The organism is Streptococcus sp. SK643, assembly GCF_000259505.1.
GTDB lineage: Bacteria > Bacillota > Bacilli > Lactobacillales > Streptococcaceae > Streptococcus.
Genome location: NZ_AJMM01000008.1, coordinates 123318 through 150075 on the forward strand (window position 1 = coordinate 123318; position 26758 = coordinate 150075).

At 40.6% G+C, this 26758-nt stretch carries 25 protein-coding genes and 2 tRNA genes; 23 read left to right on the plus strand and 4 right to left on the minus strand.

What is annotated here, in order from left to right:
* Positions 1-92: 92 nt before the first annotated feature.
* Complete coding sequence (locus HMPREF1117_RS05210) at positions 93-824, plus strand: NAD-dependent protein deacylase (protein WP_001033092.1); 732 nt, start codon at positions 93-95, stop codon at positions 822-824.
* Positions 825-1052: 228 nt separating this feature from the next.
* Here HMPREF1117_RS05210 and HMPREF1117_RS05215 read toward each other — a convergent pair whose 3' ends face one another.
* The 3 genes from HMPREF1117_RS05215 to coaA form a co-directional block, all read right to left on the minus strand.
* The gene (locus HMPREF1117_RS05215) at positions 1053-1565 is read right to left on the minus strand and encodes a DNA topology modulation protein (protein WP_000684200.1); all 513 of its coding nucleotides are present in this window, start codon (positions 1563-1565) and stop codon (positions 1053-1055) included.
* 52 nt (positions 1566-1617) lie between these two features.
* Positions 1618-1854: a 30S ribosomal protein S20 gene (gene rpsT / locus HMPREF1117_RS05220; protein ID WP_001274000.1), complete on the minus strand. Its 237-nt coding sequence runs from the start codon at positions 1852-1854 to the stop codon at positions 1618-1620.
* A gap of 67 nt (positions 1855-1921) precedes the next feature.
* The gene (coaA, locus tag HMPREF1117_RS05225) at positions 1922-2842 is read right to left on the minus strand and encodes a type I pantothenate kinase (protein WP_000180506.1); all 921 of its coding nucleotides are present in this window, start codon (positions 2840-2842) and stop codon (positions 1922-1924) included.
* Positions 2843-3013: 171 nt separating this feature from the next.
* Here coaA and HMPREF1117_RS05230 point away from each other — a divergent pair, with 171 nt between their 5' ends.
* From HMPREF1117_RS05230 to HMPREF1117_RS05265, 8 genes are all read left to right on the plus strand, one after another.
* Positions 3014-3604: a class I SAM-dependent methyltransferase gene (locus HMPREF1117_RS05230; RefSeq protein ID WP_081480254.1), complete on the plus strand. Its 591-nt coding sequence runs from the start codon at positions 3014-3016 to the stop codon at positions 3602-3604.
* Positions 3601-4878 carry a pyrimidine-nucleoside phosphorylase gene (locus tag HMPREF1117_RS05235; protein ID WP_001202982.1) on the plus strand — a complete coding sequence of 426 codons (1278 nt, stop codon included), beginning with the start codon at positions 3601-3603 and terminating at the stop codon, positions 4876-4878. Before HMPREF1117_RS05230 ends, HMPREF1117_RS05235 begins: the two co-directional genes overlap by 4 nt.
* A gap of 19 nt (positions 4879-4897) precedes the next feature.
* Positions 4898-5560, plus strand: coding sequence for a deoxyribose-phosphate aldolase (deoC, locus tag HMPREF1117_RS05240; RefSeq protein WP_000773707.1), 663 nt, complete (start codon positions 4898-4900; stop codon positions 5558-5560).
* Positions 5547-5936, plus strand: a complete 390-nt coding sequence (locus tag HMPREF1117_RS05245) for a cytidine deaminase (protein ID WP_000246079.1) — start codon at positions 5547-5549, stop codon at positions 5934-5936. The genes deoC and HMPREF1117_RS05245 overlap by 14 nt, the downstream gene beginning before the upstream one ends.
* An 89-nt stretch (positions 5937-6025) precedes the next feature.
* Positions 6026-7078, plus strand: a complete 1053-nt coding sequence (locus tag HMPREF1117_RS05250) for a BMP family lipoprotein (RefSeq protein WP_001036134.1) — start codon at positions 6026-6028, stop codon at positions 7076-7078.
* Between the two features lie 143 nt (positions 7079-7221).
* A complete protein-coding gene (locus HMPREF1117_RS05255; protein WP_000929817.1) occupies positions 7222-8757 on the plus strand; it encodes an ABC transporter ATP-binding protein in 1536 nt (511 codons plus the stop codon).
* Positions 8750-9808 carry an ABC transporter permease gene (locus tag HMPREF1117_RS05260; RefSeq protein WP_000038656.1) on the plus strand — a complete coding sequence of 353 codons (1059 nt, stop codon included), beginning with the start codon at positions 8750-8752 and terminating at the stop codon, positions 9806-9808. Before HMPREF1117_RS05255 ends, HMPREF1117_RS05260 begins: the two co-directional genes overlap by 8 nt.
* A 2-nt stretch (positions 9809-9810) precedes the next feature.
* The gene (locus HMPREF1117_RS05265) at positions 9811-10767 is read left to right on the plus strand and encodes an ABC transporter permease (RefSeq protein ID WP_000029125.1); all 957 of its coding nucleotides are present in this window, start codon (positions 9811-9813) and stop codon (positions 10765-10767) included.
* 34 nt (positions 10768-10801) lie between these two features.
* Here the strand turns inward: HMPREF1117_RS05265 and plsY are convergent, their stop codons facing one another.
* The gene (gene plsY, locus HMPREF1117_RS05270) at positions 10802-11443 is read right to left on the minus strand and encodes a glycerol-3-phosphate 1-O-acyltransferase PlsY (protein WP_000628806.1); all 642 of its coding nucleotides are present in this window, start codon (positions 11441-11443) and stop codon (positions 10802-10804) included.
* A 135-nt stretch (positions 11444-11578) separates the two neighbouring features.
* On the opposite strand from plsY, the gene parE reads away from it, so the two are divergent.
* From parE to sufD, 14 genes are all read left to right on the plus strand, one after another.
* Positions 11579-13522, plus strand: coding sequence for a DNA topoisomerase IV subunit B (gene parE, locus HMPREF1117_RS05275; RefSeq protein ID WP_000037292.1), 1944 nt, complete (start codon positions 11579-11581; stop codon positions 13520-13522).
* Between the two features lie 27 nt (positions 13523-13549).
* Positions 13550-14368: an aminoglycoside 6-adenylyltransferase gene (locus HMPREF1117_RS05280; RefSeq protein WP_001258416.1), complete on the plus strand. Its 819-nt coding sequence runs from the start codon at positions 13550-13552 to the stop codon at positions 14366-14368.
* A gap of 206 nt (positions 14369-14574) precedes the next feature.
* The gene (gene parC, locus HMPREF1117_RS05285) at positions 14575-17046 is read left to right on the plus strand and encodes a DNA topoisomerase IV subunit A (protein WP_081480255.1); all 2472 of its coding nucleotides are present in this window, start codon (positions 14575-14577) and stop codon (positions 17044-17046) included.
* 137 nt (positions 17047-17183) lie between these two features.
* The gene (locus HMPREF1117_RS05290) at positions 17184-18206 is read left to right on the plus strand and encodes a branched-chain amino acid aminotransferase (RefSeq protein WP_000219009.1); all 1023 of its coding nucleotides are present in this window, start codon (positions 17184-17186) and stop codon (positions 18204-18206) included.
* Between the two features lie 19 nt (positions 18207-18225).
* Positions 18226-20193 (plus strand): peptide ABC transporter substrate-binding protein, encoded by a 1968-nt coding sequence (locus tag HMPREF1117_RS11550; protein WP_000837402.1) that lies wholly within the window; start codon positions 18226-18228, stop codon positions 20191-20193.
* A 96-nt stretch (positions 20194-20289) separates the two neighbouring features.
* Positions 20290-20520, plus strand: a complete 231-nt coding sequence (locus HMPREF1117_RS05300; protein WP_000037101.1) for a DUF2969 domain-containing protein — start codon at positions 20290-20292, stop codon at positions 20518-20520.
* 49 nt (positions 20521-20569) lie between these two features.
* Positions 20570-20650, plus strand: a tRNA-Tyr gene (locus HMPREF1117_RS05305).
* An 8-nt stretch (positions 20651-20658) separates the two neighbouring features.
* Positions 20659-20730 (plus strand) — tRNA-Gln (locus tag HMPREF1117_RS05310).
* A gap of 159 nt (positions 20731-20889) precedes the next feature.
* Positions 20890-22092 carry a 30S ribosomal protein S1 gene (gene rpsA, locus HMPREF1117_RS05315; protein WP_001001636.1) on the plus strand — a complete coding sequence of 401 codons (1203 nt, stop codon included), beginning with the start codon at positions 20890-20892 and terminating at the stop codon, positions 22090-22092.
* Between the two features lie 84 nt (positions 22093-22176).
* Entirely contained in the window at positions 22177-22674 is a 498-nt protein-coding gene (locus tag HMPREF1117_RS05320; protein WP_000893974.1) for a GAF domain-containing protein, read from the plus strand.
* The gene (gene dnaX, locus HMPREF1117_RS05325; RefSeq protein WP_000283851.1) at positions 22674-24329 is read left to right on the plus strand and encodes a DNA polymerase III subunit gamma/tau; all 1656 of its coding nucleotides are present in this window, start codon (positions 22674-22676) and stop codon (positions 24327-24329) included. The genes HMPREF1117_RS05320 and dnaX overlap by 1 nt, the downstream gene beginning before the upstream one ends.
* 27 nt (positions 24330-24356) lie before the next feature.
* Entirely contained in the window at positions 24357-24551 is a 195-nt protein-coding gene (locus tag HMPREF1117_RS05330; protein ID WP_001080480.1) for a DUF3272 family protein, read from the plus strand.
* A gap of 146 nt (positions 24552-24697) precedes the next feature.
* Entirely contained in the window at positions 24698-25468 is a 771-nt protein-coding gene (gene sufC, locus HMPREF1117_RS05335; protein WP_000114499.1) for a Fe-S cluster assembly ATPase SufC, read from the plus strand.
* Positions 25469-25495: 27 nt separating this feature from the next.
* Complete coding sequence (sufD, locus tag HMPREF1117_RS05340) at positions 25496-26758, plus strand: Fe-S cluster assembly protein SufD (protein WP_000159667.1); 1263 nt, start codon at positions 25496-25498, stop codon at positions 26756-26758.

The window sequence follows — 26758 nt, forward strand, 5'->3', positions numbered from 1 at the left end:
TTTAAGGAACAATAAAGATAAAGTTGAAAATCAGTCTCCTAGAAGCGATTGGTTTTCAACTTTTTTAGAAGATGAGATACAAGGAGAAGAGGATGAACAAAATAGACCAATTACAAGACTTAGTTGATAAAAGTCAAAAAATTGTCTTTTTCGGAGGAGCAGGCGTCTCAACCGAATCAAACATCCCTGATTTTCGTAGTTCAAATGGTGTTTATAATCTTAAATTGAACCGCCATTTTACAGCAGAGCAGCTTGTCTCACGGACCATGTTTGAGCGCTATCCAGAAGATTTTTTTGATTTCTACAAGAAACATCTGATTTATCCAAAAGCAAAACCCAATGCAGCCCATATCTATCTTGCGGTTTTAGAAAAAATGGGTAAGCTAGAGGCTATTGTGACACAAAATATCGATAGTCTTCACGAAATGGCTGGTTCTAAAAAGGTTTTTAAACTGCATGGAAGTGCGGACCGAAATTACTGTCTTGGTTGCCATCGTTTTTATGATTTGGATGCTTTTTTAGCTTTGAAGGGTCCAGTTCCTCATTGTTTGGACTGTGGCAAGGTGGTCAAGCCTGATGTAACACTCTATGAGGAATCACTTGATATGGATGTCTTTAGCCAGGCTGCTCAGGCCATTCAGCAAGCAGATTTGTTGATCATCGGTGGAACTTCCTTAGTTGTTTACCCTGCAGCTAGCCTAGTCAATTATTTTTCAGGGTCAAATCTTGTCGTTATCAACAAGTCCAGCACTCCTCAAGACAGCCAAGCTGATTTAGTTATCGAAGGTAAGATTGGAGAAGTTTTTTCTAAATTGAGACAATAAAAAACTGAAAGAAGTAGGACTATACTTCCTTCAGTTTTTTTGTATCACGAACTCAGAAACTATGAACAAGATTCTCTTCATTTTTAGGGGAATTTTATTGTTGATTTATAAATTGCTAGAGTTATTTTTAATTGTTGAATAAAAGGAAAAAAGGAAGACTTTCTGGATGAAAAACTTCCTTTTAGTCAATCAGTGCATGCTGATTTTAATGAAATGCTACTATATTGTTTACTTTTTTAAAGATTGCAAAAAACAATCAATCTCTGCTTGAGAATGGAGAATATGCATCTTTTCTGGGTAAGTATTGTTTAAGTATTGGTATCTATCCTTAGCATTTTTTGTTCGCCCTTCCCAGAGGATCCATTTGATGAATTCCCAGTTAAATTGTTCTTTACAGCCATCTGCCATGCTTTCTCTAACTTTTCCACGGTATTTGAGATAACGCTTAAAGGCTCGTAACAGACAATTCCAAGGTGAAAAATTGAGAAAGATAATTTGGTCCGCATCTTTCATTCTTTCCTCGTAATAGCACCAAGAATAATTCCCATCAATGACCCAAGCTTCATGCTTGGTGAGAAAGCTTTTCATCTCGGTCAACATCCATTCGCGGTCGCTGTCTTGCCAACCAGGTTGAAATTGGAGTGTATCCATGTGAAGTTTTGGGATGGAGTAGTAGAGAGATAACTTTTCAGCTAGCGTTGACTTACCAGCACCAGAATATCCGATAATTGCGATTTTCATTTTCTACCTTTTTGTATTTGGAGACAAAAAAACAGCCTCTATGGACTGTTTCTTATTTAGCAAGTTTAGCTGAAAGACGAGCTTTGTCGCGGCTTGCTTTGTTTTTGTGAATCAAACCTTTAGTTTCTGCTTTATCGATAGCTGAGCTAGCAGCACGGAAAAGTTCTTCAGATGGGTTTGCTTCGAAAGCTTTGATAGCAGTACGCATAGCTGATTTTTGAGCTGAATTCTTTTCGTTTTGTTTAACGTTCAATTCAGCGCGTTTGATAGCTGATTTAATGTTTGCCAATGTTCTTACCTCCATATTTACTAACTATACTATTATATCTGAAAACTTACGTTTTGACAAGGGAAAATTATTTTTTTAAGTAAATTTCATCGATTTCATGATTCTTGGTTTTATGGAGAATGACTTCAGCCCGATTTCTGGTCGGTTCAATATAATTTTGTAGATTGATAAGATTGATGTCAGACCAGACTTGATGGGCTAAGGATTCCACTTCCCCAATCGGCATTTTAGTAAAACGATAGTAGTAGCTATCTGGGTCGTTTTGGGCTAGGCTAAGTAATTTTAAGAAGCGGTCAAGATACCAACTCTCGATGTCATCCACTGCAGCATCAACATAGATAGAAAAATCAAAGAAGTCCGTGATATAAAGGCGCTCGTTTTGTGGATTTTGAAATACATTAATCCCTTCGACAATCACAAAGTCGGCAGCTTTAACAACTTGCTTTGCTTCAGGAAGGATATCGTAGACTTCATGAGAATAAACAGGAATATCTACATCTTGGCCATTTTTTATCCGGTCTAAGAAGTTAAGGAGAGCTTCCATATCATAACTTTCTGGAAATCCCTTGCGATTTAAAATTCCTTGGTCAATCAAGGTTTGGTTAGGATAGAGAAAGCCATCAGTGGTGACTAATTCAACTTTTGCATCAGTTAGTGTACGTGATAGCAGTATCTGAAGTAGCCGACTGGTTGTTGATTTCCCAACAGCAACACTGCCTGAAACACCGATGATAAAAGGCTGAGGTTTGCTTTCACGTTGGAGGAAAATTCCTTTTGAAAAAGCTAAGTCTTCCTTTGTGCGCTTGTAAATATGAATGAGATGGGCTAGGGGAAGATAGACATCGGTAACATCCTGTAGACTAATCTGGTCATTAAAACTCTTGATGGACTCTAATTCCTCTTCAGTCAAAGGAGGTGTTGTTTTTCGATGCAAAGATTGCCAAGTCTGGCGGCTGATTTTTTCAAAATGTAAAAATTCGTTGGTCATAGGTTTTTCTTTCGTATTTGATACTTTAGTATAGCATATTTTGGATCTAAAAACATCCTGAATCTATATGAAAAAGTCTCATACCCCGAAAGATTTGAGACAAACCCTCTAGTCCTGTCGAATTACTTGAAAACGATTTAATTATTCGTAAAATTATGGTAAAATAGTTTCATGAGTAAAATGTATTATGCAGAAAATCCTGATGCTGCTCACGACATTCATGAGTTGAGAGTGGAATTGTTGGGAGAAAAAATGACCTTTTTGACGGATGCGGGTGTTTTTAGCAAGAAAATGGTTGACTTCGGAAGTCAACTCTTGCTCAAGTATCTAGAGGTCAACCAAGGAGAAACTGTCCTTGATGTAGGTTGTGGGTACGGACCTTTGGGTTTGTCCTTAGCTAAGGCTTTTGGAGCTCAGGCGACCATGGTCGATATTAATAATCGTGCCTTGGATTTAGCGCGACAAAATGCTGAACGAAATAAAGTAGAAGCGATGATTTTCCAGTCCAACATCTATGAGCAAGTCGAGGGAAAATTTAACCATGTTATTTCCAATCCCCCGATCCGTGCAGGCAAGCAAGTGGTTCATGAAATCATTGAGAAAAGCAAAGATTTCTTGGAAACTGGTGGGGATTTGACTATCGTTATCCAGAAAAAACAAGGGGCTCCAAGTGCCAAGTCCAAGATGGAAGATGTGTTTGGCAATTGTGAAATCGTCAAAAAAGATAAGGGATACTATATCCTTAGAAGTGTGAACGAATGAGAGCAGTTGATTTAATCCAAAAGAAACGAGACGGTCAAGAACTGACTTCAAGTGAAATCGAATGGCTAGTCAAGGGCTACGTGGATGGAACGGTTCCAGATTACCAAATGTCAGCCCTTGCTATGGCTATTTATTTCAAGGGAATGACGACTCGAGAAATCTCTGACCTAACTATGAAAATGGTTCAGACGGGCCAAGAGTTTGATTTATCGGCTATTGATGGGGTTAAGGTTGACAAGCATTCTACGGGTGGTGTTGGTGATAAGGTGACCTTGATTTTGGCTCCCCTAGTGGCCAGCTTTGGTGTTCCTGTAGCTAAGATGAGTGGACGTGGTCTTGGACATACTGGTGGAACGATTGATAAATTGGAGTCTATCAAGGGCTACCAAGTCGAGCGTAGTCAGGAAGATTTCATTCGCCAAGTGCAGGATATTGGTGTATCCGTTATTGGGCAATCAGATCAGCTGGTAAAAGCCGACAAGCTTTTATATGCCCTACGTGATGTGACAGCAACCGTTGATACTATTCCTTTGATTGCTAGTTCAGTTATGAGTAAGAAAATTGCTGCTGGAGCAGATGCTATCTTGCTAGATGTGACAGTTGGCGAAGGTGCCTTTATGAAGACTGTCGATGAGGCACGTGAACTGGCTCAAACCATGGTGGATTTAGGAAAAGCAGTAGGTCGTAAGACAGTTGCTGTTATCACTGATATGAGCCAACCTTTGGGCCGTGCGATTGGCAATCGACTTGAAATTCTTGAAGCGCTCGAGATTTTAAAAGGTCAAGGCCGTCAGGATATTACCCACTTTATCTGTGAATTGGCTCAGACTATGCTTGGTTTGGCAAATGTAGAGAAGACAGTGGAGGAAGTTCGCAAACATCTTGAAAGCGGACAGGCACTGGCTAAGTTTGAGGAAATGGTCCGAGCCCAAGGTGGAAACTTGGAAGACATCTATCGTCCTGTAAATGTAGCCCATGTGGTGGAAATCCCTGCTCAGGAAACGGGGGTCATTTCAGCTCTTCCAGCTATGGAATTTGGGCTTTATGCTATGAGACTAGGAGCAGGCCGTGCAGTCAAGTCTGATGCCTTGGACTATGAAACAGGAATTGTTTTTGAAAAGAAAGTTGGAGATTCCGTTCAAAAGGGAGAAATTGTTGCAAAAGTATACACAAATGGAAAAATTTCTCCTCAGCTAGTTACAGATTTTCAAAAATATGTTAAAATAAATGATAGCGTGCAAAGTTTAAGAGAAATTATCGAAATTATCTCATAAACTGCAGGAGAATCCGAATATGAAATTAAATAAATATATTGATCATACGCTTTTAAAACAAGATGCAACAGAAGAACAAATTGATTGTTTGTTGTCTGAGGCTAAAGCTTATGATTTTGCCAGTGTTTGCGTCAATCCGACCTGGGTTGAACATGCTAAAAAAGGTCTTGAAGGCACTGATGTTAAGGTCTGCACTGTGGTAGGTTTCCCTTTGGGAGCAACAACTTCAGCTGTGAAAGCTTTTGAAACCAAGGAAGCTATCCAAAATGGTGCAGATGAGATTGACATGGTCATTAATGTCGGTGCTCTCAAATCAGGTAATTTAACCTTGGTTGAGTCGGATATTCGTGCGGTAGTAGAAGCAAGTTGTGACAAGTTAGTGAAAGTCATTATTGAAGCTTGCCTTCTGACAGACCAAGAAAAAGTAGTGGCTTGCCAATTGTCCCAAAAAGCTGGAGCTGACTTCGTCAAAACATCTACTGGTTTTTCAACTGGTGGAGCAACTATAGCAGATGTTACATTAATGCGTGAAACAGTTGGAACTGAAATGGGTGTCAAGGCTGCAGGTGGAGCTCGTTCTTATGCAGATGCTCTTGCCTTTGTGGAAGCGGGTGCTACTCGTATCGGAACGTCAGCTGGAGTAACCATTTTAAAAGGAGAATTGGCAGATGGCGACTACTGAGTTGATTGACCTAGCAATTGAAACCAGCAAGAAAGCTTATGTGCCCTATTCTCACTTTCCTGTCGGAGCTGTTCTTGTGGCAAAAGATGCTAGTATTTATACCGGTGTCAATATCGAGAATGCTAGCTATTCTTTGACCAACTGTGGAGAGCGTACAGCGATTTTTAAAGCAGTTTCCGAAGGCCAAAGAGAGTTTTCAGAATTGATTGTCTATGGACAGACTGAAAAACCAATCTCGCCATGTGGTGCTTGTCGCCAAGTGATGGCTGAATTTTTTGAAAAAGATCTAAAAGTGACTCTAGTTGCCAAAGATAAATCGACGGTCGAGATGACGGTCGGGGAATTACTTCCATACTCTTTTACAGACTTAAACTAGTCTGAGTCGCTCTCTGAGTGACACGGTCCTTGTGGCCAACCAATCCATACTTGCAACATCGTTGCACATCTTATTTAGGAGGTTCAGTAATGAACAAGAAACAATGGCTAGGCCTTGGTCTAGTTGCAGTGGCAGCAGTTGGACTTGCTGCATGTGGTAACCGCTCTTCTCGTAATGCAGCTTCATCTTCTGATGTGAAGACAAAAGCAGCAATCGTCACTGATACTGGTGGTGTTGATGACAAATCATTCAACCAATCAGCTTGGGAAGGTTTGCAAGACTGGGGTAAAGAACATAATCTTGCAAAAGATAAAGGCTACACTTACTTCCAATCAACAAGTGAAGCAGACTATGCTAACAACTTGCAACAAGCGGCTGGAGGTTACAACCTAATCTTTGGCGTTGGTTTTGCCCTTCATAATGCAGTTGAAGAAGCAGCTAAAGAACACTCAGATATCAACTATGTCTTGATTGATGATGTGATTAAAGATAAAAAGAATGTTGCTAGCGTAACTTTCGCTGACAATGAATCTGCTTATCTCGCAGGTGTTGCAGCAGCTAAAACAACTAAGACAAAACAAGTTGGTTTTGTAGGTGGTATGGAGTCTGAAGTTATCTCTCGTTTTGAAGCTGGTTTCAAGGCAGGTGTTGCCTCGGTAGATTCATCTATAAAAGTACAAGTTGACTATGCTGGTTCATTTAATGATAATGCCAAAGGTAAAACAATTGCAGCGGCACAATACGCAGCTGGTGCAGACGTTGTTTACCAAGTAGCTGGTGGTACAGGTGCAGGTGTCTTTGCAGAAGCAAAATCACTCAATGAAAGCCGTCCTGAAAATGAAAAAGTTTGGGTTATCGGTGTTGACCGTGATCAAGAAGTAGAAGGTAAATACACTTCTAAAGATGGTAAAGAATCAAACTTTGTTCTTGTATCTACTTTGAAACAAGTTGGCACAACTGTAAAAGATATTTCTAACAAAGCAGAAAAAGGTGAGTTCCCTGGCGGTCAAGTAATCGTTTACTCATTGAAAGATAAAGGGGTTGACTTGGCAGTGACAAACCTTTCAGAAGAAGGTAAAAAAGCTGTTGAAGATGCAAAAGCTAAAATCCTTGATGGAAGCGTAAAAGTTCCTGCAAAATAATGGATGGAAGTCATTTCTTAGGAAGCGGCCCTCGGCCGCTTTTTTAAGAGTTGAGACAAAGTCATTTTGTCTCAGTAAAGCTTGCTACTAGACAAACTAGCAAGTTTTATTGAAATAAAATAAGACTCTGAAAGGAAGAGCACATGGCACACGAAAATGTCATTGAGATGCGTGATATTACCAAGGTGTTTGGTGAATTTGTTGCCAACGACAAAATCAATCTGCACCTACGAAAAGGTGAAATTCATGCACTTTTAGGAGAAAATGGAGCTGGAAAGTCCACGCTAATGAACATGTTAGCAGGGCTTCTTGAACCAACCAGTGGTGAAATTGCGGTCAATGGTCAAGTTGTCAACCTCGACTCACCATCTAAAGCGGCTAACTTGGGAATTGGAATGGTTCACCAGCACTTTATGTTGGTAGAAGCCTTCACAGTGGCTGAAAATATCATTTTAGGAAGTGAATTAACTAAAAATGGTGTGCTAGATATCGCTGGAGCTAGCAAAGAAATCAAGGCTCTTTCTGAACGTTATGGCTTAGCTGTTGACCCTTCTGCCAAGGTGGCAGATATCTCAGTTGGAGCCCAACAACGTGTAGAAATTTTAAAAACCCTTTATCGGGGGGCTGATATCCTTATCTTTGACGAACCAACGGCTGTCTTGACTCCATCAGAAATTGATGAGTTGATGGCTATTATGAAAAATCTTGTCAAAGAAGGAAAATCAATTATTTTGATCACCCACAAGTTGGATGAAATTCGGGCAGTTTCTGACCGCGTTACAGTTATCCGTCGTGGGAAATCAATTGAAACCGTCGAAATTGCAGGAGCTACCAATGCTGATTTAGCAGAAATGATGGTGGGACGTTCTGTTTCCTTTAAAACAGAGAAACAAGATGCTCAACCAAAAGAAGTGGTCTTGTCTGTTAAAGACTTGGTGGTTAATGAAAACCGCGGTGTCCCAGCTGTTAAAAATCTGTCCTTGGATGTTCGTGCTGGAGAGATTGTTGGTATTGCAGGGATTGATGGGAATGGTCAGTCTGAACTGATTCAAGCTATCACAGGTCTTCGCAAGGTTGAATCTGGAAGTATCGATCTAAAAGGAAATTCAATTGTTGGCCTACATCCACGACAAATTACAGAACTAAGCGTGGGGCACGTTCCAGAAGACCGTCATCGTGATGGTTTGATTTTAGAAATGATGATTTCTGAAAATATTGCCCTTCAAACCTACTACAAAGAACCGCATAGTAAAAATGGAATTTTGAACTATTCAAATATTACTTCGTATGCTAAAAAGCTAATGGAAGAGTTTGATGTTCGTGCTGCCAGTGAATTTGTTCCAGCAGCTGCACTCTCAGGAGGAAATCAACAAAAAGCAATTATTGCTCGTGAAATTGATCGTGATCCTGATCTCCTTATCGTCAGCCAGCCAACTCGTGGGTTGGATGTCGGTGCTATTGAATATATCCACAAACGCTTGATTGAAGAGCGTGATAATGGTAAGGCTGTCCTTGTTGTCAGCTTTGAATTGGATGAGATTTTAAACGTCTCAGACCGTATTGCTGTTATCCATGATGGTAAGATTCAAGGTATTGTATCACCAGAAACAACCAATAAACAAGAACTAGGTGTCTTGATGGCTGGTGGAAACTTGGGAAAGGAGAAGAGTGATGTCTAAAAAATTACAACAAATTTCGGTTCCCTTGATTTCTGTATTCCTAGGAATTTTACTCGGAGCCATTGTCATGTGGATCTTCGGTTATGATGCCATCTGGGGCTACGAAGAATTGTTCTATACAGCTTTTGGTAGTCTACGTGGGATTGGAGAAATCTTCCGTGCAATGGGACCTTTGGTCTTGATTGGTCTTGGATTTGCTGTTGCCAGTCGTGCAGGTTTCTTTAACGTCGGGCTTCCTGGTCAGGCCTTGGCTGGTTGGATTTTAAGTGGTTGGTTTGCCTTGTCGCATCCAGATATGCCACGTCCCTTGATGATTCTAGCAACTATTGTGATTGCCTTGATTGCAGGAGGGATTGTCGGAGCGATTCCGGGTATTCTTAGAGCCTATCTAGGGACGTCAGAGGTTATTGTAACCATCATGATGAACTACATTGTCTTGTATGTAGGAAATGCTTTTATCCATGCCTTCCCTAAAGATTTCATGCAAAGTACAGATTCGACCATTCGTGTCGGGGCTAATGCAACCTACCAGACCCCTTGGTTGGCTGAGTTGACTGGGAATTCGCGGATGAATATTGGTATTTTCTTTGCCATCATTGCGGTTGCAGTTATTTGGTTCATGCTCAAGAAAACAACTCTTGGTTTTGAAATCCGTGCGGTTGGTCTCAATCCACATGCTTCAGAATACGCTGGTATTTCTGCAAAGCGAACGATTATCCTCTCAATGATTATTTCAGGTGCTTTGGCAGGTCTTGGTGGAGCTGTTGAAGGACTTGGAACCTTCCAGAACGTCTACGTTCAAGGGGCATCATTAGCTATCGGATTTAACGGGATGGCGGTTAGTCTGCTTGCGGCCAACTCACCAATTGGTATTCTCTTTGCAGCCTTCCTATTTGGTGTTCTCCAAGTTGGAGCCCCAGGTATGAATGCGGCGCAGGTACCGTCTGAGCTTGTCAGCATTGTAACAGCGTCTATTATCTTCTTTGTCAGTGTTCATTACCTTATCGAACGCTTTGTCAAACCGAAAAAACAAGTTAAAGGAGGTAAGTAAAGATGTCTATTACAACCTTGCTCACCCTCTTGGTGTCTTCTATGCTGATTTACTCAGCGCCTCTCATCTTTACAAGTATTGGTGGTGTTTTCTCTGAACGTGGTGGTGTGGTAAACGTCGGTCTTGAAGGAATTATGGTTATGGGTGCCTTTTCTGGAGTTGTCTTTAACCTTGAATTTGCAGAACAATTTGGAGCAGCAACTCCATGGCTATCCTTGCTTGTAGCAGGATTGGTTGGTGGTCTCTTCTCTATCATCCACGCGGCAGCGACGGTTCATTTCCGTGCAGACCATGTTGTCAGCGGTACGGTGTTGAACTTGATGGCGCCAGCCTTGGCTGTGTTCTTAGTGAAAGTCCTTTATAACAAAGGACAAACCGACAACCTAAGTCAAACTTTTGGACGCTTTGATTTCCCAGTCTTGGCAAATATCCCAGTAATCGGTGATATCTTCTTCAAGTCAACTAGCCTTCTTGGTTACTTGGCGATTGCCTTCTCGTTCCTTGCTTGGTTTATTCTCTTTAAGACTCGTTTTGGTCTTCGTCTTCGCTCTGTAGGTGAGCACCCTCAAGCAGCGGATACTTTGGGAATCAATGTCTACAAGATGAGATATTTAGGGGTTATCATTTCAGGTGTTCTAGGTGGAATTGGCGGAGCGATTTATGCTCAATCCATCTCAGTTAACTTCTCAGTAACAACTATTGTTGGACCTGGATTTATCGCTCTTGCTGCGATGATCTTCGGAAAATGGAATCCAATCGGAGCCATGCTATCTAGTCTCTTCTTTGGACTTTCACAAAGTTTGGCTGTTATCGGTGCTCAATTGCCGTTCTTACAAGGAGTGCCTACGGTTTATCTTCAAATCGCACCTTATGTCTTGACAATTCTTGTCTTGGCAGCCTTCTTTGGAAAAGCAGTTGCACCAAAAGCAGATGGTATTAACTATATCAAATCAAAATAAGCATACAAAAAAACGTCAGTTCAAAACTGGCGTTTTATTTTTTAGGTTTTTGATGAGTCAGGTTGAGACCCCAAGGAACCAAATTTTCAGTTTTATTTTTGATACGAGCGATGTTGTCCTTATGACGAATAATAATCAAACTAGCAAGTGCTAGGATAATAGCGATGAATAGAGGGTCATGGTTGCTCAGGATAAAACCAAAAAGTGGAAAGAGTAGAACTCCGATGACAGCCGCGATAGATGCTGTGACACTAGATAGTGAAATCATACTACCAAGATAGAGGGTTCCAAAAAAAACAACTGCAAGGTAGAGACAGAAGGCAGGTGCAAATCCGAAAACCACTCCAGCACTGGTTGCGACAGCCTTGCCTCCCTTAAATCCTGCAAAGATAGGGAAGGTATGGCCAATAACAGCCAAAAGTCCAAAGATGAGAGGCGAAACTCCTTGCAGATGAAAAATAATTGGAAGAAGCGTTGCTAGGGTTCCTTTGAAAAAGTCAATCACAAAGGTCGTCATACCAGCTTTCTTACCTAAAATTCGGAAAGTATTGGTTGTTCCAGTATTTCCAGATCCATGCTCGCGCAGATTGATTTGAAAGAATACTTGTCCAATCCAGAGACCAGACGGAATCGAACCCAGCAGATAGGCCAGGATTAATAAAACTATTGTAATCATACTCCTATTATATCATGAAATGGAGAAGAAAGGCAGAGAATCTCTTCTGAAATTGTCACATCGGAGAAAGAAAAATTTTGCAAAATCCTTGGAAAACTTGTAGAATAGTAAAGATGAACGAATAGGAGGTTCCTTGTGTCAAAAAAGGAAATCAATATTAATAATTATAATGATGACGCCATTCAGGTGCTAGAAGGGTTGGATGCGGTTCGAAAACGTCCAGGGATGTATATCGGATCAACCGATGGTGCGGGTCTTCACCACCTAGTCTGGGAAATCGTCGATAATGCAGTCGATGAAGCCTTGTCTGGATTTGGTGATCGTATTGATGTGACCATCAATAAAGATGGAAGTTTGACTGTGCAAGACCACGGACGTGGGATGCCGACGGGGATGCACGCTATGGGGATTCCAACGGTTGAAGTAATCTTTACCATTCTTCATGCAGGAGGAAAATTTGGTCAAGGAGGCTACAAGACATCAGGTGGACTTCACGGGGTGGGTTCTTCTGTTGTTAATGCCCTTTCTAGCTGGTTAGAAGTAGAAATTACCCGTGATGGAACGGTTTATAAACAACGATTTGAAAATGGCGGAAAACCTGTCACAACTCTGAAGAAAATTGCTACAGCACCCAAGTCTAAAACAGGTACCAAGGTTACCTTTATGCCTGATGCGACGATTTTTTCTACGACAGACTTCAAGTACAATACCATTTCAGAACGTCTCAATGAGTCAGCCTTTCTCTTGAAAAATGTGACCTTGTCTTTGACGGACAAGCGAACAGATGAAGCTGTTGAGTTTCACTATGAAAACGGGGTACAAGACTTTGTATCCTACCTCAACGAAGACAAGGAAACCTTGACACCAGTCCTTTATTTTGAAGGGGAAGACAATGGTTTTCAAGTGGAAGTAGCCCTCCAGTATAATGACGGATTCTCAGATAACATTCTGTCCTTTGTCAATAACGTCCGCACAAAGGACGGTGGAACGCACGAGACAGGACTCAAGTCTGCCATTACTAAGGTTATGAATGACTATGCGCGTAAGACGGGGCTTCTCAAGGAAAAAGATAAAAACCTTGAAGGTTCAGACTATCGTGAGGGTTTAGCAGCTGTTCTTTCTATCTTGGTTCCGGAAGAACATCTTCAGTTTGAAGGGCAGACCAAGGACAAACTAGGCAGCCCACTAGCTCGCCCAGTTGTGGATGGAATTGTGGCTGATAAGTTGACCTTCTTCCTTATGGAAAATGGAGAATTGGCTTCTAACCTTATCCGTAAGGCTATCAAGGCCCGTGATGCTCGCGAAGCAGCTCGTAAAGCGCGTGATGAGAGCCGAAATGGCAAGAAAAACAAAAAAGATAAGGGCTTGCTTTCTGGTAAATTAACGCCAGCTCAGTCTAAAAATCCTGCGAAAAATGAACTTTACCTGGTCGAGGGGGACTCTGCCGGTGGTTCTGCTAAACAAGGTCGTGACCGTAAGTTCCAGGCTATCTTGCCTCTTCGAGGTAAGGTTATCAATACAGCTAAAGCCAAGATGGCGGATATTCTCAAAAATGAGGAAATCAACACTATGATTTATACCATCGGCGCTGGTGTGGGGGGCGACTTCTCCATTGAAGATGCTAACTATGACAAGATCATTATCATGACCGATGCGGATACCGATGGTGCTCACATCCAGACCTTGCTCTTGACATTTTTCTACCGCTACATGCGTCCGTTAGTTGAGGCAGGTCATGTCTATATCGCCCTTCCGCCTCTTTACAAGATGTCCAAAGGAAAAGGCAAGAAAGAAGAAGTGGCCTATGCTTGGACGGACGGAGAGCTAGAAGAACTCCGTAAACACTTTGGTAAAGGTGCTACCCTCCAACGCTATAAAGGTCTTGGTGAGATGAATGCGGATCAGCTCTGGGAAACAACTATGAATCCAGAAACCCGTACCCTCATCCGTGTTACGATTGAAGACCTAGCACGAGCAGAACGTCGCGTCAATGTCCTCATGGGAGACAAGGTCGAACCACGCCGTAAGTGGATTGAAGACAATGTCAAGTTTACGCTGGAAGAAGCGACAGTGTTTTAAGTCACTTTTTAATGAATGGATATCAACATGAGAACTGAAGCAGAAATGCTCGATGTAATTTTAAAGATTTCCGAAACCTTACAAGTAGAAGCTGTGGCCATGTCTGGTTCACGGACAAACCAAAAGGCTTCAAAAGACGAGTTTCAAGATTATGATGTAGTCTATGTTGTAGAGAATCTGGACGAGCTGATTATAGATTTATCTTGGTTGGATCAGTTTGGCAAACGTATTATCGAGCAGCATGTCCTACTAGACCATCGTCGTCTCTATCTCATGCTCTTTGAAGATGGCAATCGGATTGATTTGACCCTCTGCCCCAAAGATCATATCCAAGAGTGGGTGGATAGTGAAGCTAATTATACAGTTTTAGAAGATAAGATGGGCTTGTTTATGCCTCATTCTCCAAGTCCTCAACGTTACTGGGCGGATCCAGCTAGTCAGATAGATTTTGAAAAAGTCTGCAATGAATTTTGGTGGGTATCAGCCTATGTGGTTAAGGGTATTCATCGCAAGCAACTCATTTATGCGACTGACCATCTCTACGGGAATTGTCAACAAGAACTCTTGAAGGTCTTGGCTTGGCAGGTCACAGCAGATAAGGGGACGATTGATGTAGGCAAGAACTACAAGTATCTTTTCCAGTATTTACCTGCAGAGAAAGAGAAAGAATTCTCAAATCTGCTTGATTTCTCAAGTTTAGATAAAATCACCCAGTCTTTATTTGCTACGATACAACTTTTCCACCAAGAGGCTCAATCCCTTGCTCACAAGATGGGCTTTGACTACAAGAAGGACGTGGCTGAGAAGATGATTCAGTATGCTAAGGAAAGACTTCTAAATCGCTGACTAATTTAAAAGATTAAACTACAGAAAGGGTCGTTTGGTTATTTATAGTAACTGAACACCTTCTCTATAAAAAACTACTCTACATTCTTTGAAAGGAGTTGAACACGCCCGGAATGCTGTGTGAAAAAGATAAATTTTCTTGTGAGCTAGCCTCCAGACAATAATTTTCTATTTTCCATTTGTATTTTATGGGCTTTGTATCCTATATGAGTAACATTCAAAACATGTCCCTTGAGGACATTATGGGAGAGCGCTTTGGTCGCTACTCCAAGTACATTATTCAAGACCGGGCCTTACCAGATATTCGTGATGGCTTGAAGCCGGTTCAGCGCCGTATCCTCTATTCTATGAATAAGGATGGCAATACCTTTGACAAGGCCTACCGTAAGTCTGCCAAGTCTGTAGGTAACATCATGGGAAATTTCCACCCACACGGTGACAGTTCTATCTATGATGCTATGGTTCGTATGTCACAGGACTGGAAAAATCGTGAGATTCTAGTTGAAATGCACGGTAATAACGGTTCTATGGACGGTGATCCGCCTGCGGCCATGCGTTATACTGAGGCGCGTTTGTCTGAAATTGCTGGCTACCTTCTTCAAGATATCGAGAAAAAGACAGTTCCTTTTGCTTGGAACTTTGACGATACGGAGAAAGAGCCGACTGTTTTGCCAGCGGCCTTTCCAAACCTTTTGGTCAATGGTTCGACTGGGATTTCAGCTGGTTATGCGACAGATATTCCACCGCATAATTTGGCTGAGGTTATCGATGCGACTGTCTACATGATTGACCACCCAACTGCAAAGGTGGACAAACTAATGGAATTCTTGCCTGGCCCAGATTTCCCTACAGGAGCCATCATCCAGGGTCGTGATGAAATTAGGAAGGCCTATGAAACTGGGAAAGGGCGCGTGGTTATTCGTTCCAAGACTGAGATTGAAAAGCTTAAAGGTGGTAAGGAACAAATCGTTGTCACTGAGATTCCTTATGAAATCAACAAGGCCAATCTAGTCAAGAAAATCGATGATGTTCGTGTTAATAACAAGGTGGCTGGTATTGCTGAGGTTCGCGATGAGTCTGACCGTGATGGTCTTCGAATCGCTATTGAGCTCAAAAAAGACGCTAATACGGAGCTGGTTCTAAACTATCTTTTCAAATACACCGACCTACAAATCAACTACAACTTTAACATGGTGGCGATTGACAATTTCACCCCTCGTCAGGTCGGTATTGTCCCAATCTTGTCTAGCTATATCGCCCACCGTCGCGAAGTGATTTTGGCGCGTTCACGCTTTGACAAGGAAAAGGCTGAGAAACGTCTCCATATCGTCGAAGGTTTGATTCGTGTGATTTCAATTTTGGACGAAGTCATTGCTCTTATCCGAGCTTCTGAGAATAAGGCTGACGCCAAGGAAAATCTTAAGGTCAGCTATGATTTTACAGAAGAGCAAGCTGAGGCCATCGTTACCTTGCAACTGTATCGTTTGACCAATACCGATGTGGTTGTCTTGCAGGAAGAAGAAGCAGAACTTCGTGAAAAGATTGCCATGCTTGCGGCGATTATCGGTGATGAACGGACTATGTACAATCTCATGAAGAAAGAACTTCGTGAGGTCAAGAAGAAATTTGCGACTTCTCGTTTGAGTAGCTTAGAAGATACTGCGAAAGCAATCGAGATTGACACAGCTAGTCTGATTGCTGAAGAAGATACCTATGTCAGCGTGACCAAGGCTGGTTACATCAAACGTACCAGTCCACGTTCCTTCGCAGCTTCCACTCTGGAAGAAATTGGCAAACGTGATGATGACCGTTTGATCTTTGTTCAATCTGCCAAGACAACCCAGCATCTTTTGATGTTCACGACTCTTGGAAATGTCATTTATCGACCAATTCATGAATTGGCAGATATTCGCTGGAAGGATATCGGAGAGCATCTGAGCCAAACCATTACCAACTTTGAAACTAACGAAGAAATCCTTTATGTGGAAGTCGTGGATCAGTTTGATGATGCGACAACCTACTTTGCGGCGACTCGTTTCGGTCAAATCAAGCGTGTAGAGCGAAAAGAGTTCTCTCCATGGCGGACCTATAAATCTAAGTCTGTCAAGTATGCTAAGCTCAAAGACGAGACAGACCAGATTGTAACAGTGGCTCCGATTAAACTAGATGATGTTCTCTTGATTAGCCAAAATGGTTATGCCCTTCGTTTCAATATCGAAGAGGTTCCGGTTGTAGGTGCCAAGGCAGCGGGGGTCAAGGCTATGAACTTGAAAGCAGATGATGCGATTCAGGCTGCCTTTATCTGTAACACCTCATCCTTCTACCTCTTGACTCAGCGTGGAAGTTTAAAACGTGTCTCTTGTGAGGAAATATCAGTAACTAGCCGTGCCAAACGAGGACTACAAGTTTTGCGTGAGTTAAAAAACAAACCGCATCGTGTCTTCTTAGCAGGAGCAGTTGCAGAGCAAGGATTTATCGGAGATCTCTTTAGTACTGAGGTTGAAGAAAATGACCAAACTCTTCTTATCCAATCAAATAAAGGAACTACTTATGAGAGTCGTTTACAGGACTTGAATTTGTCAGAACGAACCAGCAATGGTAGCTTTATCTCTGATACAATTTCAGATGAGGGAGTTTTTGATGCCTATCTAAAGGAAATTTTTAAAGAAGATAAATAAAACGAACAATAAGGACCAGTTCTAAGAGCTGGTTCTTTTTTATTGAAGAAATTTTCTGAAAATTACAAAATATACTTGCTATTTTAGAAAAAAAGTGTAGAATAAAAGAAATAGGTTTTTAGAATAAGGAGTGGAATATGACAGTAACGATTGATTGGGAAAATCTTGGTTTTTCCTATATGAAATTACCTTATCGCTATATTGCTCATTTTAAAAATGGACAATGGAATCAAGGAGAGTTAACAGAGGATGCAACCTTGCATATTTCAGAGTCTTCTCCAAGTCTTCACTATGGTCAACAAGCATTTGAAGGTTTAAAAGCTTATCGTACTAAGGATAGCAGTATTCAACTTTTCCGTCCTGATGAAAATGCTAAACGCCTGCAACGTACTTGTGATCGTCTTTTGATGCCACAAGTTCCGACAGAAATGTTTGTAGAAGCTTGTAAGGCAGTTGTTCGTGCGAATGAAGAATATGTACCTCCATACGGAACAGGTGGAACCCTTTATCTTCGTCCTCTTTTGATTGGAGTAGGAGATATTATCGGAGTAAAACCAGCAGAAGAGTATGTTTTCACTATCTTTGCTATGCCAGTTGGTAATTACTTTAAGGGAGGTTTAGTCCCAACCAATTTCTTGATTCAGGATGAATACGACCGTGCAGCGCCAAATGGTACAGGTGCAGCTAAGGTAGGCGGAAACTATGCTGCAAGTCTCCTACCAGGAAAATTAGCTAAATCGAGAAACTTTTCTGATGTTATTTACCTAGATCCTGCTACACATACCAAAATTGAAGAAGTAGGTTCTGCAAACTTCTTTGGAATTACAGCAGACAATGAATTTGTGACACCGTTAAGTCCATCTATCTTGCCATCGATTACCAAGTATTCGTTACTTTATTTGGCAGAACATCGCTTGGGTTTGACTCCGGTTGAAGGAGATGTACCAATTGATAATCTCGATCGTTTTATAGAAGCAGGTGCCTGTGGTACAGCGGCAGTTATCTCACCTATCGGAGGAATCCAACACGGTGAAGATTTCCATGTCTTTTATAGCGAAACAGAAGTTGGACCTATCACCCGTAAATTGTATGATGAGTTGACAGGGATTCAGTTTGGGGATATTGAGGCTCCAGAAGGTTGGATTGTAAAAGTAGATTAAATTATTAAAGGAGATTTTTATGAAATCTAAAAAGTGGCTCTTAACAGCAGGAGTTGTCCTGAGTACAGCAGTTCTCTTAACAGCTTGTGGGAAAGCTAATAAAGAGGCAGATGCCCCAACAACATTTTCTTATGTCTATGCAGTGGACCCAGCATCCTTGGACTACAGTATAGCTACCCGCACATCAACTACAGATATTATCGGGAATGTTATTGACGGATTGATGGAAAATGACCAATACGGAAATGTAGTTCCTTCCTTGGCTGAGGATTGGTCAGTATCAAAAGATGGTTTGACTTATACCTACAAACTACGTAAAGGTGTCAAATGGTATACTTCTGAAGGAGAAGAATACGCTGAAGTGACTGCCCATGACTTTGTAACTGGTTTAAAACACGTAGCTGATGGAAAATCAGATGGTGTTTCTCTTATCCAAAATTCCATTAAGGGATTGGATGCATACATGACTGGAGAGACCAATGATTTTTCAACAGTTGGTGTTAAGGCCGTGGATGATTACACAGTAGAGTATACTCTCAATAAACCAGAAAGCTTCTGGAATTCAAAAGTGACGACTTCTACTATGTTGCCTGTAAATGAAGAGTTTCTTAAGGCGTCAGGTAAAGACTATGGGGCAGTAACCCCCGCAGGTATTCTCTATAATGGGCCTTATTTCTTAAAGACTTTGACTTCAAAATCTTTGATTGAATATGAGAAAAATCCAAATTATTGGGACAAAGAAAATGTCAAAATTGAGAAAATTAAATTGACCTACTATGATGGATCAGATCAAGAATCTTTGATTCGTAGTTTTTCATCAGGCGCTTATACAACTGCCCGTCTTTTCCCAAGTAGTTCCAATTTTGCCTCTACTTTAGAACAATATGCAGATAAAATTACCTACAGTCCGCAAGATTCAACAAGTTATTACTTTACATTTAACGTAAACCGCCAGTCATACAATAAAACTGCTAAAACAAGTGAAGAACAAAAGTCATCTACTAAAGAGGCTATGCTGAATAAGGACTTCCGTCAAGCGATTAACTTTGCCTTTAATCGTCATTCATATGCAGCACAGTTAAATGGTGAGGATGGAGCAGATAAAATCATTCGTAATAGTCTTGTTCCAGACAACTTTGTTCAGTCAGCAGGTAAGAACTTCGGTCAAATTGCTCAACAAGAATTGGTAAATTATGGAAACCAATGGAAGGGCGTTGAATTAGTTGATGGAAAAGATTCTATCTACAATCCAGAGAAGGCTAAGGCCGCATTTGAAAAAGCTAAGAAAGACTTGGAATCAAAAGGTGTAACCTTCCCGATTCATTTGGATGTTCCAGTTGAACAAACAGATACAATCGCTGTTCAACAAAGCAATTCGTTGAAACAATCTATTGAGTCAAGTCTAGGTACTGAAAATGTTGTGGTTGATGTACTTCAAATGACAGATAATGAAAAAGAAACAATCACTTCCCAAGCACGCGTTCCTTCTCAAAAAGACTATGATTTAAACAGTACGGGATGGTCTCCAAGCTATCAAGACCCTGCATCTTACTTAAATATCATGCATCCTAAAACTGGTTCAGCAATGAAACACTTAGGTATTACTAAAGGAAAAGACCAAGAAGTAGTCGCAAAAGTTGGTTTGGACCAGTATAAGAAACTACTAGACGAAGCTGATTCAGAATCAATCAGTCTCGAAGAACGTTATGAAAAATATGCTAAAGCACAGGCTTGGTTGACTGATAGTTCACTCTTGATGCCTACAGCATCATCTGGTGGTTCACCAGTAGTAAGTAATGTTGTCCCATTCTCTAAACCTTATTCACAAGTCGGAATTAAGGGAGATCCATATATCTTTAAAGGTATGAGACTGCAAAAAGATATTGTCACTTCAAAAGAATATCAAGAAGCTCTTAAGAAATGGCAAAAAGAAAAATTGGAATCAAATGGTAAATACCAAAAAGAACTAGAAAAACACGTTAAATAAGTTTAAAACTCTATACCAGTGATTACTGATATAGAGTTTTTTCTTGCTAGTTTTCTCATTTTCTTGTAAAATAGAACAAGTGAAGTGAGGTAGGAAATGAGTAAGAAAGATAAAAAAATTGAAATTCAGCTAGCAGATGCAAAAGTAACTGTTGGAAAAGATAGCTATGAAGGTTATATTTTAACTATTGGAAAAAAATCTATTGGAGAAATTGCCGAATTAGATGGTCAATTTGCTATCATTAAGAATGGAAATGTCGATAGTTTTTATAAAAAACTTGAAAAAGCTGTGGAAATTTTAATCGAAAATTATAATTTAGCAAAATAAGTCTTGTTTTTTTGAAATTTTCATGATATAATAATCCATGTTGATTCTAGGAGAGATAGCGAAGAGGCTAAACGCGGCGGACTGTAAATCCGCTCCTTCGGGTTCGGGGGTTCGAATCCCTCTCTCTCCATATCACATTGGGGTATAGCCAAGCGGTAAGGCAAGGGACTTTGACTCCCTCATGCGTTGGTTCGAATCCAGCTACCCCAGTTCTTAGGTAATAATCAAGATGAAAAGAAAATATCTTAGGGTATTTTATTTTTATAATTGAAAGACGTGAACGATATAAACATGTCCTTGCGGGTGCTTAGGAAAAAAATTATAAGTATGTCAAGCTTAGAAAAGCTTGATTGTTGGAGGATTTTTTAGATGAACGAATTTGAAGATTTGCTAAATAGCGTTAGCCAAGTTGAGACTGGTGATGTTGTTAGTGCTGAAGTATTGACAGTTGATGCGACTCAAGCTAACGTTGCAATCTCTGGAACTGGTGTTGAAGGTGTCTTGACTCTTCGCGAATTGACAAACGATCGCGATGCAGATATCAATGACTTTGTTAAAGTAGGAGAAGTATTGGATGTTCTTGTACTTCGTCAAGTAGTTGGTAAAGATACTGATACAGTTACATACCTTGTATCTAAAAAACGCCTTGAAGCTCGCAAAGCATGGGACAAACTTGTAGGTCGTGAAGAAGAAGTTGTTACTGTTAAAGGAACACGTGCTGTTAAAGGTGGACTTTCTGTAGAATTTGAAGGTGTTCGTGGATTTATCCCAGCTTCAATGTTGGATACTCGTTTCGTACGTAACACTGAGCGTTTCGTAGGTCAAGAATTTGATGCTAAGATCAAAGAAGTTGACGCTAAAGAAAACCGCTTTATCCTTTCTCGTCGTGAAGTTGTAGAAGAAGCTACAGCAGCTGCTCGTGCTGAAGTATTCGGTAAATTGGCTGTTGGTGATGTTGTAACTGGTAAAGTTGCACGTATCACAAGCTTTGGTGCCTTCATCGACCTTGGTGGTGTTGATGGTTTGGTTCACTTGACTGAATTGTCACACGAACGTAACGTGTCACCTAAATCAGTTGTAACTGTTGGTGAAGAAATTGAAGTTAAGATTCTTGACCTTAACGAAGAAGAAGGTCGCGTATCACTTTCTCTTAAAGCAACAACACCTGGACCATGGGATGGCGTTGAGCAAAAATTGGCTAAAGGTGATGTAGTAGAAGGAACAGTTAAACGTTTGACTGACTTCGGTGCTTTTGTTGAAGTATTGCCAGGTATCGATGGACTTGTTCACGTATCACAAATTTCACACAAACGTATTGAAAATCCAAAAGAAGCTCTTAAAGTTGGTCAAGAAGTTCAAGTTAAGGTTCTTGAAGTTAACGCAGATGCAGAGCGTGTATCACTCTCTATTAAAGCTCTTGAAGAGCGTCCAGCTCAAGAAGAAGGACAAAAAGAAGAAAAACGTGCTCCACGTCCACGTCGTCCAAAACGTCAAGAAAAACGTGATTTTGAACTTCCAGAAACACAAACAGGATTCTCAATGGCTGACTTGTTCGGTGATATCGAACTTTAATCAAATTGAAAATCATAAAATCCTTTGTTCTCGAAACAAGGGATTTTTCTTTTTTCTCTACCTCTTTTTTGATATAATAGTTTTATGTTAGAATCAGAAAAAGAATCATGTTATCAAGTGATTAACCAAGAACTCTCTTCTTTGTTAGAAGGAGAAACGAATGTTCTTGCTAATCTTTCCAATGCTAGTGCTCTTTTGAAGTCTCGCTTACCAAATACAGTTTTTGCAGGATTTTATTTATTTGATGGGTCAGAATTGATTTTGGGGCCATTTCAAGGCGGAGTATCTTGCATTCGTATTGCTATTGGAAAAGGTGTTTGTGGTGAGGCAGCTCACTTTCGGGAAACTGTTGTGGTTGGAGATGTAACAACTTATCCCAACTATATTTCTTGTGATAGTCGAGCTAAAAGTGAAATTGTTGTTCCAATGCTTAAACAAGGTTGTTTACTTGGTGTTTTGGATTTAGATTCCTCGTGTGTGAATGATTATGATGAAATCGATCGTAAGTATTTAGAAGAATTTGTCACAATTCTGCTTGAAAAAACAAAGTGGGATTTTAGTATGTTTGAGGAGAAAAACTGATGTATCAAGCCCTTTATCGAAAATATAGGAGTCAAACGTTTTCTCAATTGGTGGGACAAGAGGTAGTAGCGAAGACCTTAAAACAAGCTGTAGAACAAGAAAAGATTAGTCATGCTTATCTCTTTTCAGGTCCTCGTGGGACAGGAAAAACGAGTGTTGCTAAAATTTTTGCAAAGGCTATGAACTGTCCCAATCAAGTGAATGGGGAACCCTGTAACAACTGCTATATTTGTCAAGCAGTTACAGATGGTAGTCTTGAAGATGTTATCGAGATGGATGCAGCTTCAAATAACGGTGTGGACGAAATTCGTGAGATTCGAGATAAATCGACTTACGCACCCAGTTTGGCACGTTACAAAGTCTATATTATTGACGAGGTACACATGTTGTCTACAGGGGCTTTTAATGCACTACTAAAGACGTTAGAAGAGCCAACACAGAATGTGGTCTTTATTTTGGCTACTACTGAATTGCACAAGATTCCAGCGACTATTTTATCTCGTGTACAGCGCTTTGAGTTTAAGTCCATCAAAACCAAAGATATCAAGGAGCATATCCTCTATATTCTAGAGAAGGAACAAATTAGTTCTGACCCAGAAGCAGTAGAAATTATTGCAAGACGAGCTGAAGGTGGTATGAGGGATGCCTTGTCTATTTTGGATCAAGCCTTGAGTTTAACGCAGGGAAATTCCTTGACAACTGCTATATCTGAGGAAATTACAGGAACCATCAGTTTACGAGCTTTGGATGACTATGTAGCGGCGCTAGCCCAGCAGAATATTTCAAAAGCCTTAGAATGTTTAAATCTGTTGTTTGATAATGGGAAGAGTATGACACGGTTTGTGACTGATCTACTTCAATATTTGCGTGACTTACTCATTGTGCAAACTGGTGGAGAAAATACTCATCTTAGTGCAGTTTTTGAAGAAAATTTATCAATTTCTCAGGATAGCCTATTTGAGATGATTGCTCTAGCAACCAACTCCTTAGCTGATATCAAAGAAAGTCTGCAACCAAAAATATACGCTGAGATGATGACCATTCGTTTAGGGGAAATCAAGTCTGATCAAGTTCTTCCGCTTGCAGTTGAGAATGAAATCGTTGCTCTTAGACAAGAAGTTGCTCTCCTCAAACAAGAACTCGCCAATATTGGAGCAGGTAGCCAACAGCCTAGTCCAGTTCCTAGTCGACCTGCGGCAACTAAGACAGTTTATAGAGTAGATCGAAATAAGGTTCAAATAATTTTACAAGAAGCTGTTGAAAATCCTGATTTAGCGAGACAAAATCTGATACGATTACAGAATGCCTGGCAAGAAGTGATTGAAAGTTTAGCTGGTCCAGACAAGGCCCTTCTCGTTGGCTCCCAACCAGTGGCGGCCAATGAAAATCATGCCATCTTAGCCTTTGAATCTAACTTTAATGCCGGCCAAACAATGAAGAGAGATAATCTCAATACTATGTTTGGAAATATTCTGAGTCAAGCAGCTGGATTTTCACCTGAAATTTTAGCTATTTCTATGGAGGAATGGAAAGAAGTTCGAGCAGCATTTTCAGCAAAATCAAAATCTTCTCAGACAGAAAAGGAAGCAGAAAACAGTCTAATCCCTCAAGGATTTGAATTTTTAGCTGATAAAGTGAAGGTAGAGGAAGACTAAAGAAAGATTTCATGGTACAATAATTCTATGAATAGAAAACAATTTATGATTATCGCACTTTTTACAGCTGCTGAGACCTATTTCTTTAATGAATCATGGATGTCTGGACGTTATGTATTGGCAGCTTTTTGGGCAATTTTACTTTTTAGAAATTTCCGAGTGACTTACGTGATGGGGAAGATTATTGATGTCATTGACCAACATCTAAAAGAAAAAGACTAGCCTATAGCTTCTAAACAAAATCAAAGCCTTTTAGGCTTTTTTTTGTTATACTAGTAAAGAATATTTATGGGACTTTAATCATATTTTCTAAGAATGGAAGTTCATTTTTGAAAATGATAAAGACCTTGGAAAAGAAAGGAAATATCATGTCAGTATTAGAAATCAAAGATCTTCACGTTGAGATCGAAGGGAAAGAAATCTTAAAAGGGGTCAATTTGACTCTGAAAACAGGAGAGATTGCAGCCATTATGGGACCAAATGGTACTGGTAAATCAACTCTTTCTGCAGCCATCATGGGGAACCCGAACTATGAAGTTACAAAGGGTGAAGTCTTATTTGACGGCGTTAACGTTCTTGAGTTAGAAGTAGATGAGCGTGCTCGTATGGGACTTTTCCTTGCTATGCAATATCCATCAGAAATTCCTGGAATTACCAACGCTGAGTTTCTTCGAGCAGCCATGAATGCAGGTAAAGAAGACGATGAAAAGATTTCAGTTCGTGAGTTTATCACTAAATTAGATGAGAAAATGGAATTGCTCAACATGAAAGAAGAGATGGCTGAGCGTTACCTCAACGAAGGTTTCTCTGGTGGTGAGAAAAAACGTAATGAGATTCTTCAACTTTTGATGTTGGAACCAACTTTTGCACTTTTGGATGAGATTGACTCTGGTCTTGATATTGATGCCCTTAAAGTTGTTTCTAAAGGTGTTAATGCTATGCGTGGGGAAGGCTTTGGAGCTATGATTATCACTCACTACCAACGCCTTCTCAACTATATCACACCTGATGTGGTACACGTCATGATGGAAGGTCGTGTTGTCCTTTCAGGTGGTCCAGAATTGGCTGCGCGTTTGGAACGTGAAGGATACGCAAAACTTGCTGATGAGCTTGGTTACGACTACAAGGAAGAATTGTAATTCCCTCGTATCTTTTAGGAGAAGTAAATGACTAAAGAAAATATTAAACTTTTTTCAAAAATGCATGCTGAACCTAGCTGGCTATATGACCTCCGTCAACAAGCTTTCGATAAGATTGAAAGTTTGGAATTACCAGTTATTGAACGTGTGAAATTTCATCGTTGGAATTTGGGAGATGGAACCATTACAGAGAGTGAGCCAACAGCAAATGTACCAGATTTTACAGCTGTTGATAATCATTTGAAGTTAGTGCAAGTTGGAACACAAACTGTCTTTGAACAGATTCCAGTACCATTGGCTGAGCAAGGTGTGGTCTTTACAGACTTCCATTCAGCTTTAGAAGAAATTCCAGAGCTGATCGAAGAATTCTTCATGTCATCTGTTAAGTATGACGATGACAAGTTGGCAGCCTACCATACAGCTTATTTCAATAGTGGTGCTGTTCTCTATATTCCTGATAATGTGGAAATTGCTGAACCAATCGAAGGAATTTTCTATCAAGACAGCGATAGTGATGTGCCGTTTAACAAGCATATTATGATTATCGCTGGTAAAAACTCTAAGATTAGTTATCTGGAGCGTTTAGAGTCACGCGGTGAAGGAAGTGCCAAAGCAACTGCCAATATCACAGTGGAAGTGATTGCACGTTCTGGTGCGCAAGTGAAGTTTGCGGCTATCGACCGTCTAGGTGAAAACGTCACTGCTTACATTAGCCGTCGTGGTAAATTAGGCAACGATGCAAGCATTGATTGGGCGATTGGTGTTATGAACGAAGGAAACGTCGTTGCTGACTTTGATAGCGACTTGATTGGAAATGGTAGCCATGCAGATCTCAAGGTTGTAGCTCTTTCAAGTGGTCGTCAGGTACAAGGGATTGATACCCGAGTAACTAACTATGGTTGCAACTCAATCGGAAATATCCTTCAACATGGGGTTATTCTTGAAAAAGCAACCTTGACCTTCAATGGTATTGGCCACATTATCAAGGGTGCCAAGGGAGCAGATGCCCAACAAGAGAGCCGTGTTCTTATGCTTTCAGACCAAGCACGTTCAGATGCCAATCCAATTCTTTTAATTGATGAAAATGACGTTACTGCAGGTCACGCAGCTTCTATCGGTCAGGTGGATCCAGAAGACATGTACTACCTCATGAGCCGTGGTTTAGATAAGGCAACTGCAGAACGCTTGGTTGTCCGTGGTTTCCTTGGCTCAGTTATCGTTGAGATTCCAGTCAAGGAAGTTCGTGATGAAATGATTGCAACTATAGAAGAAAAATTGTCAAAACGCTAA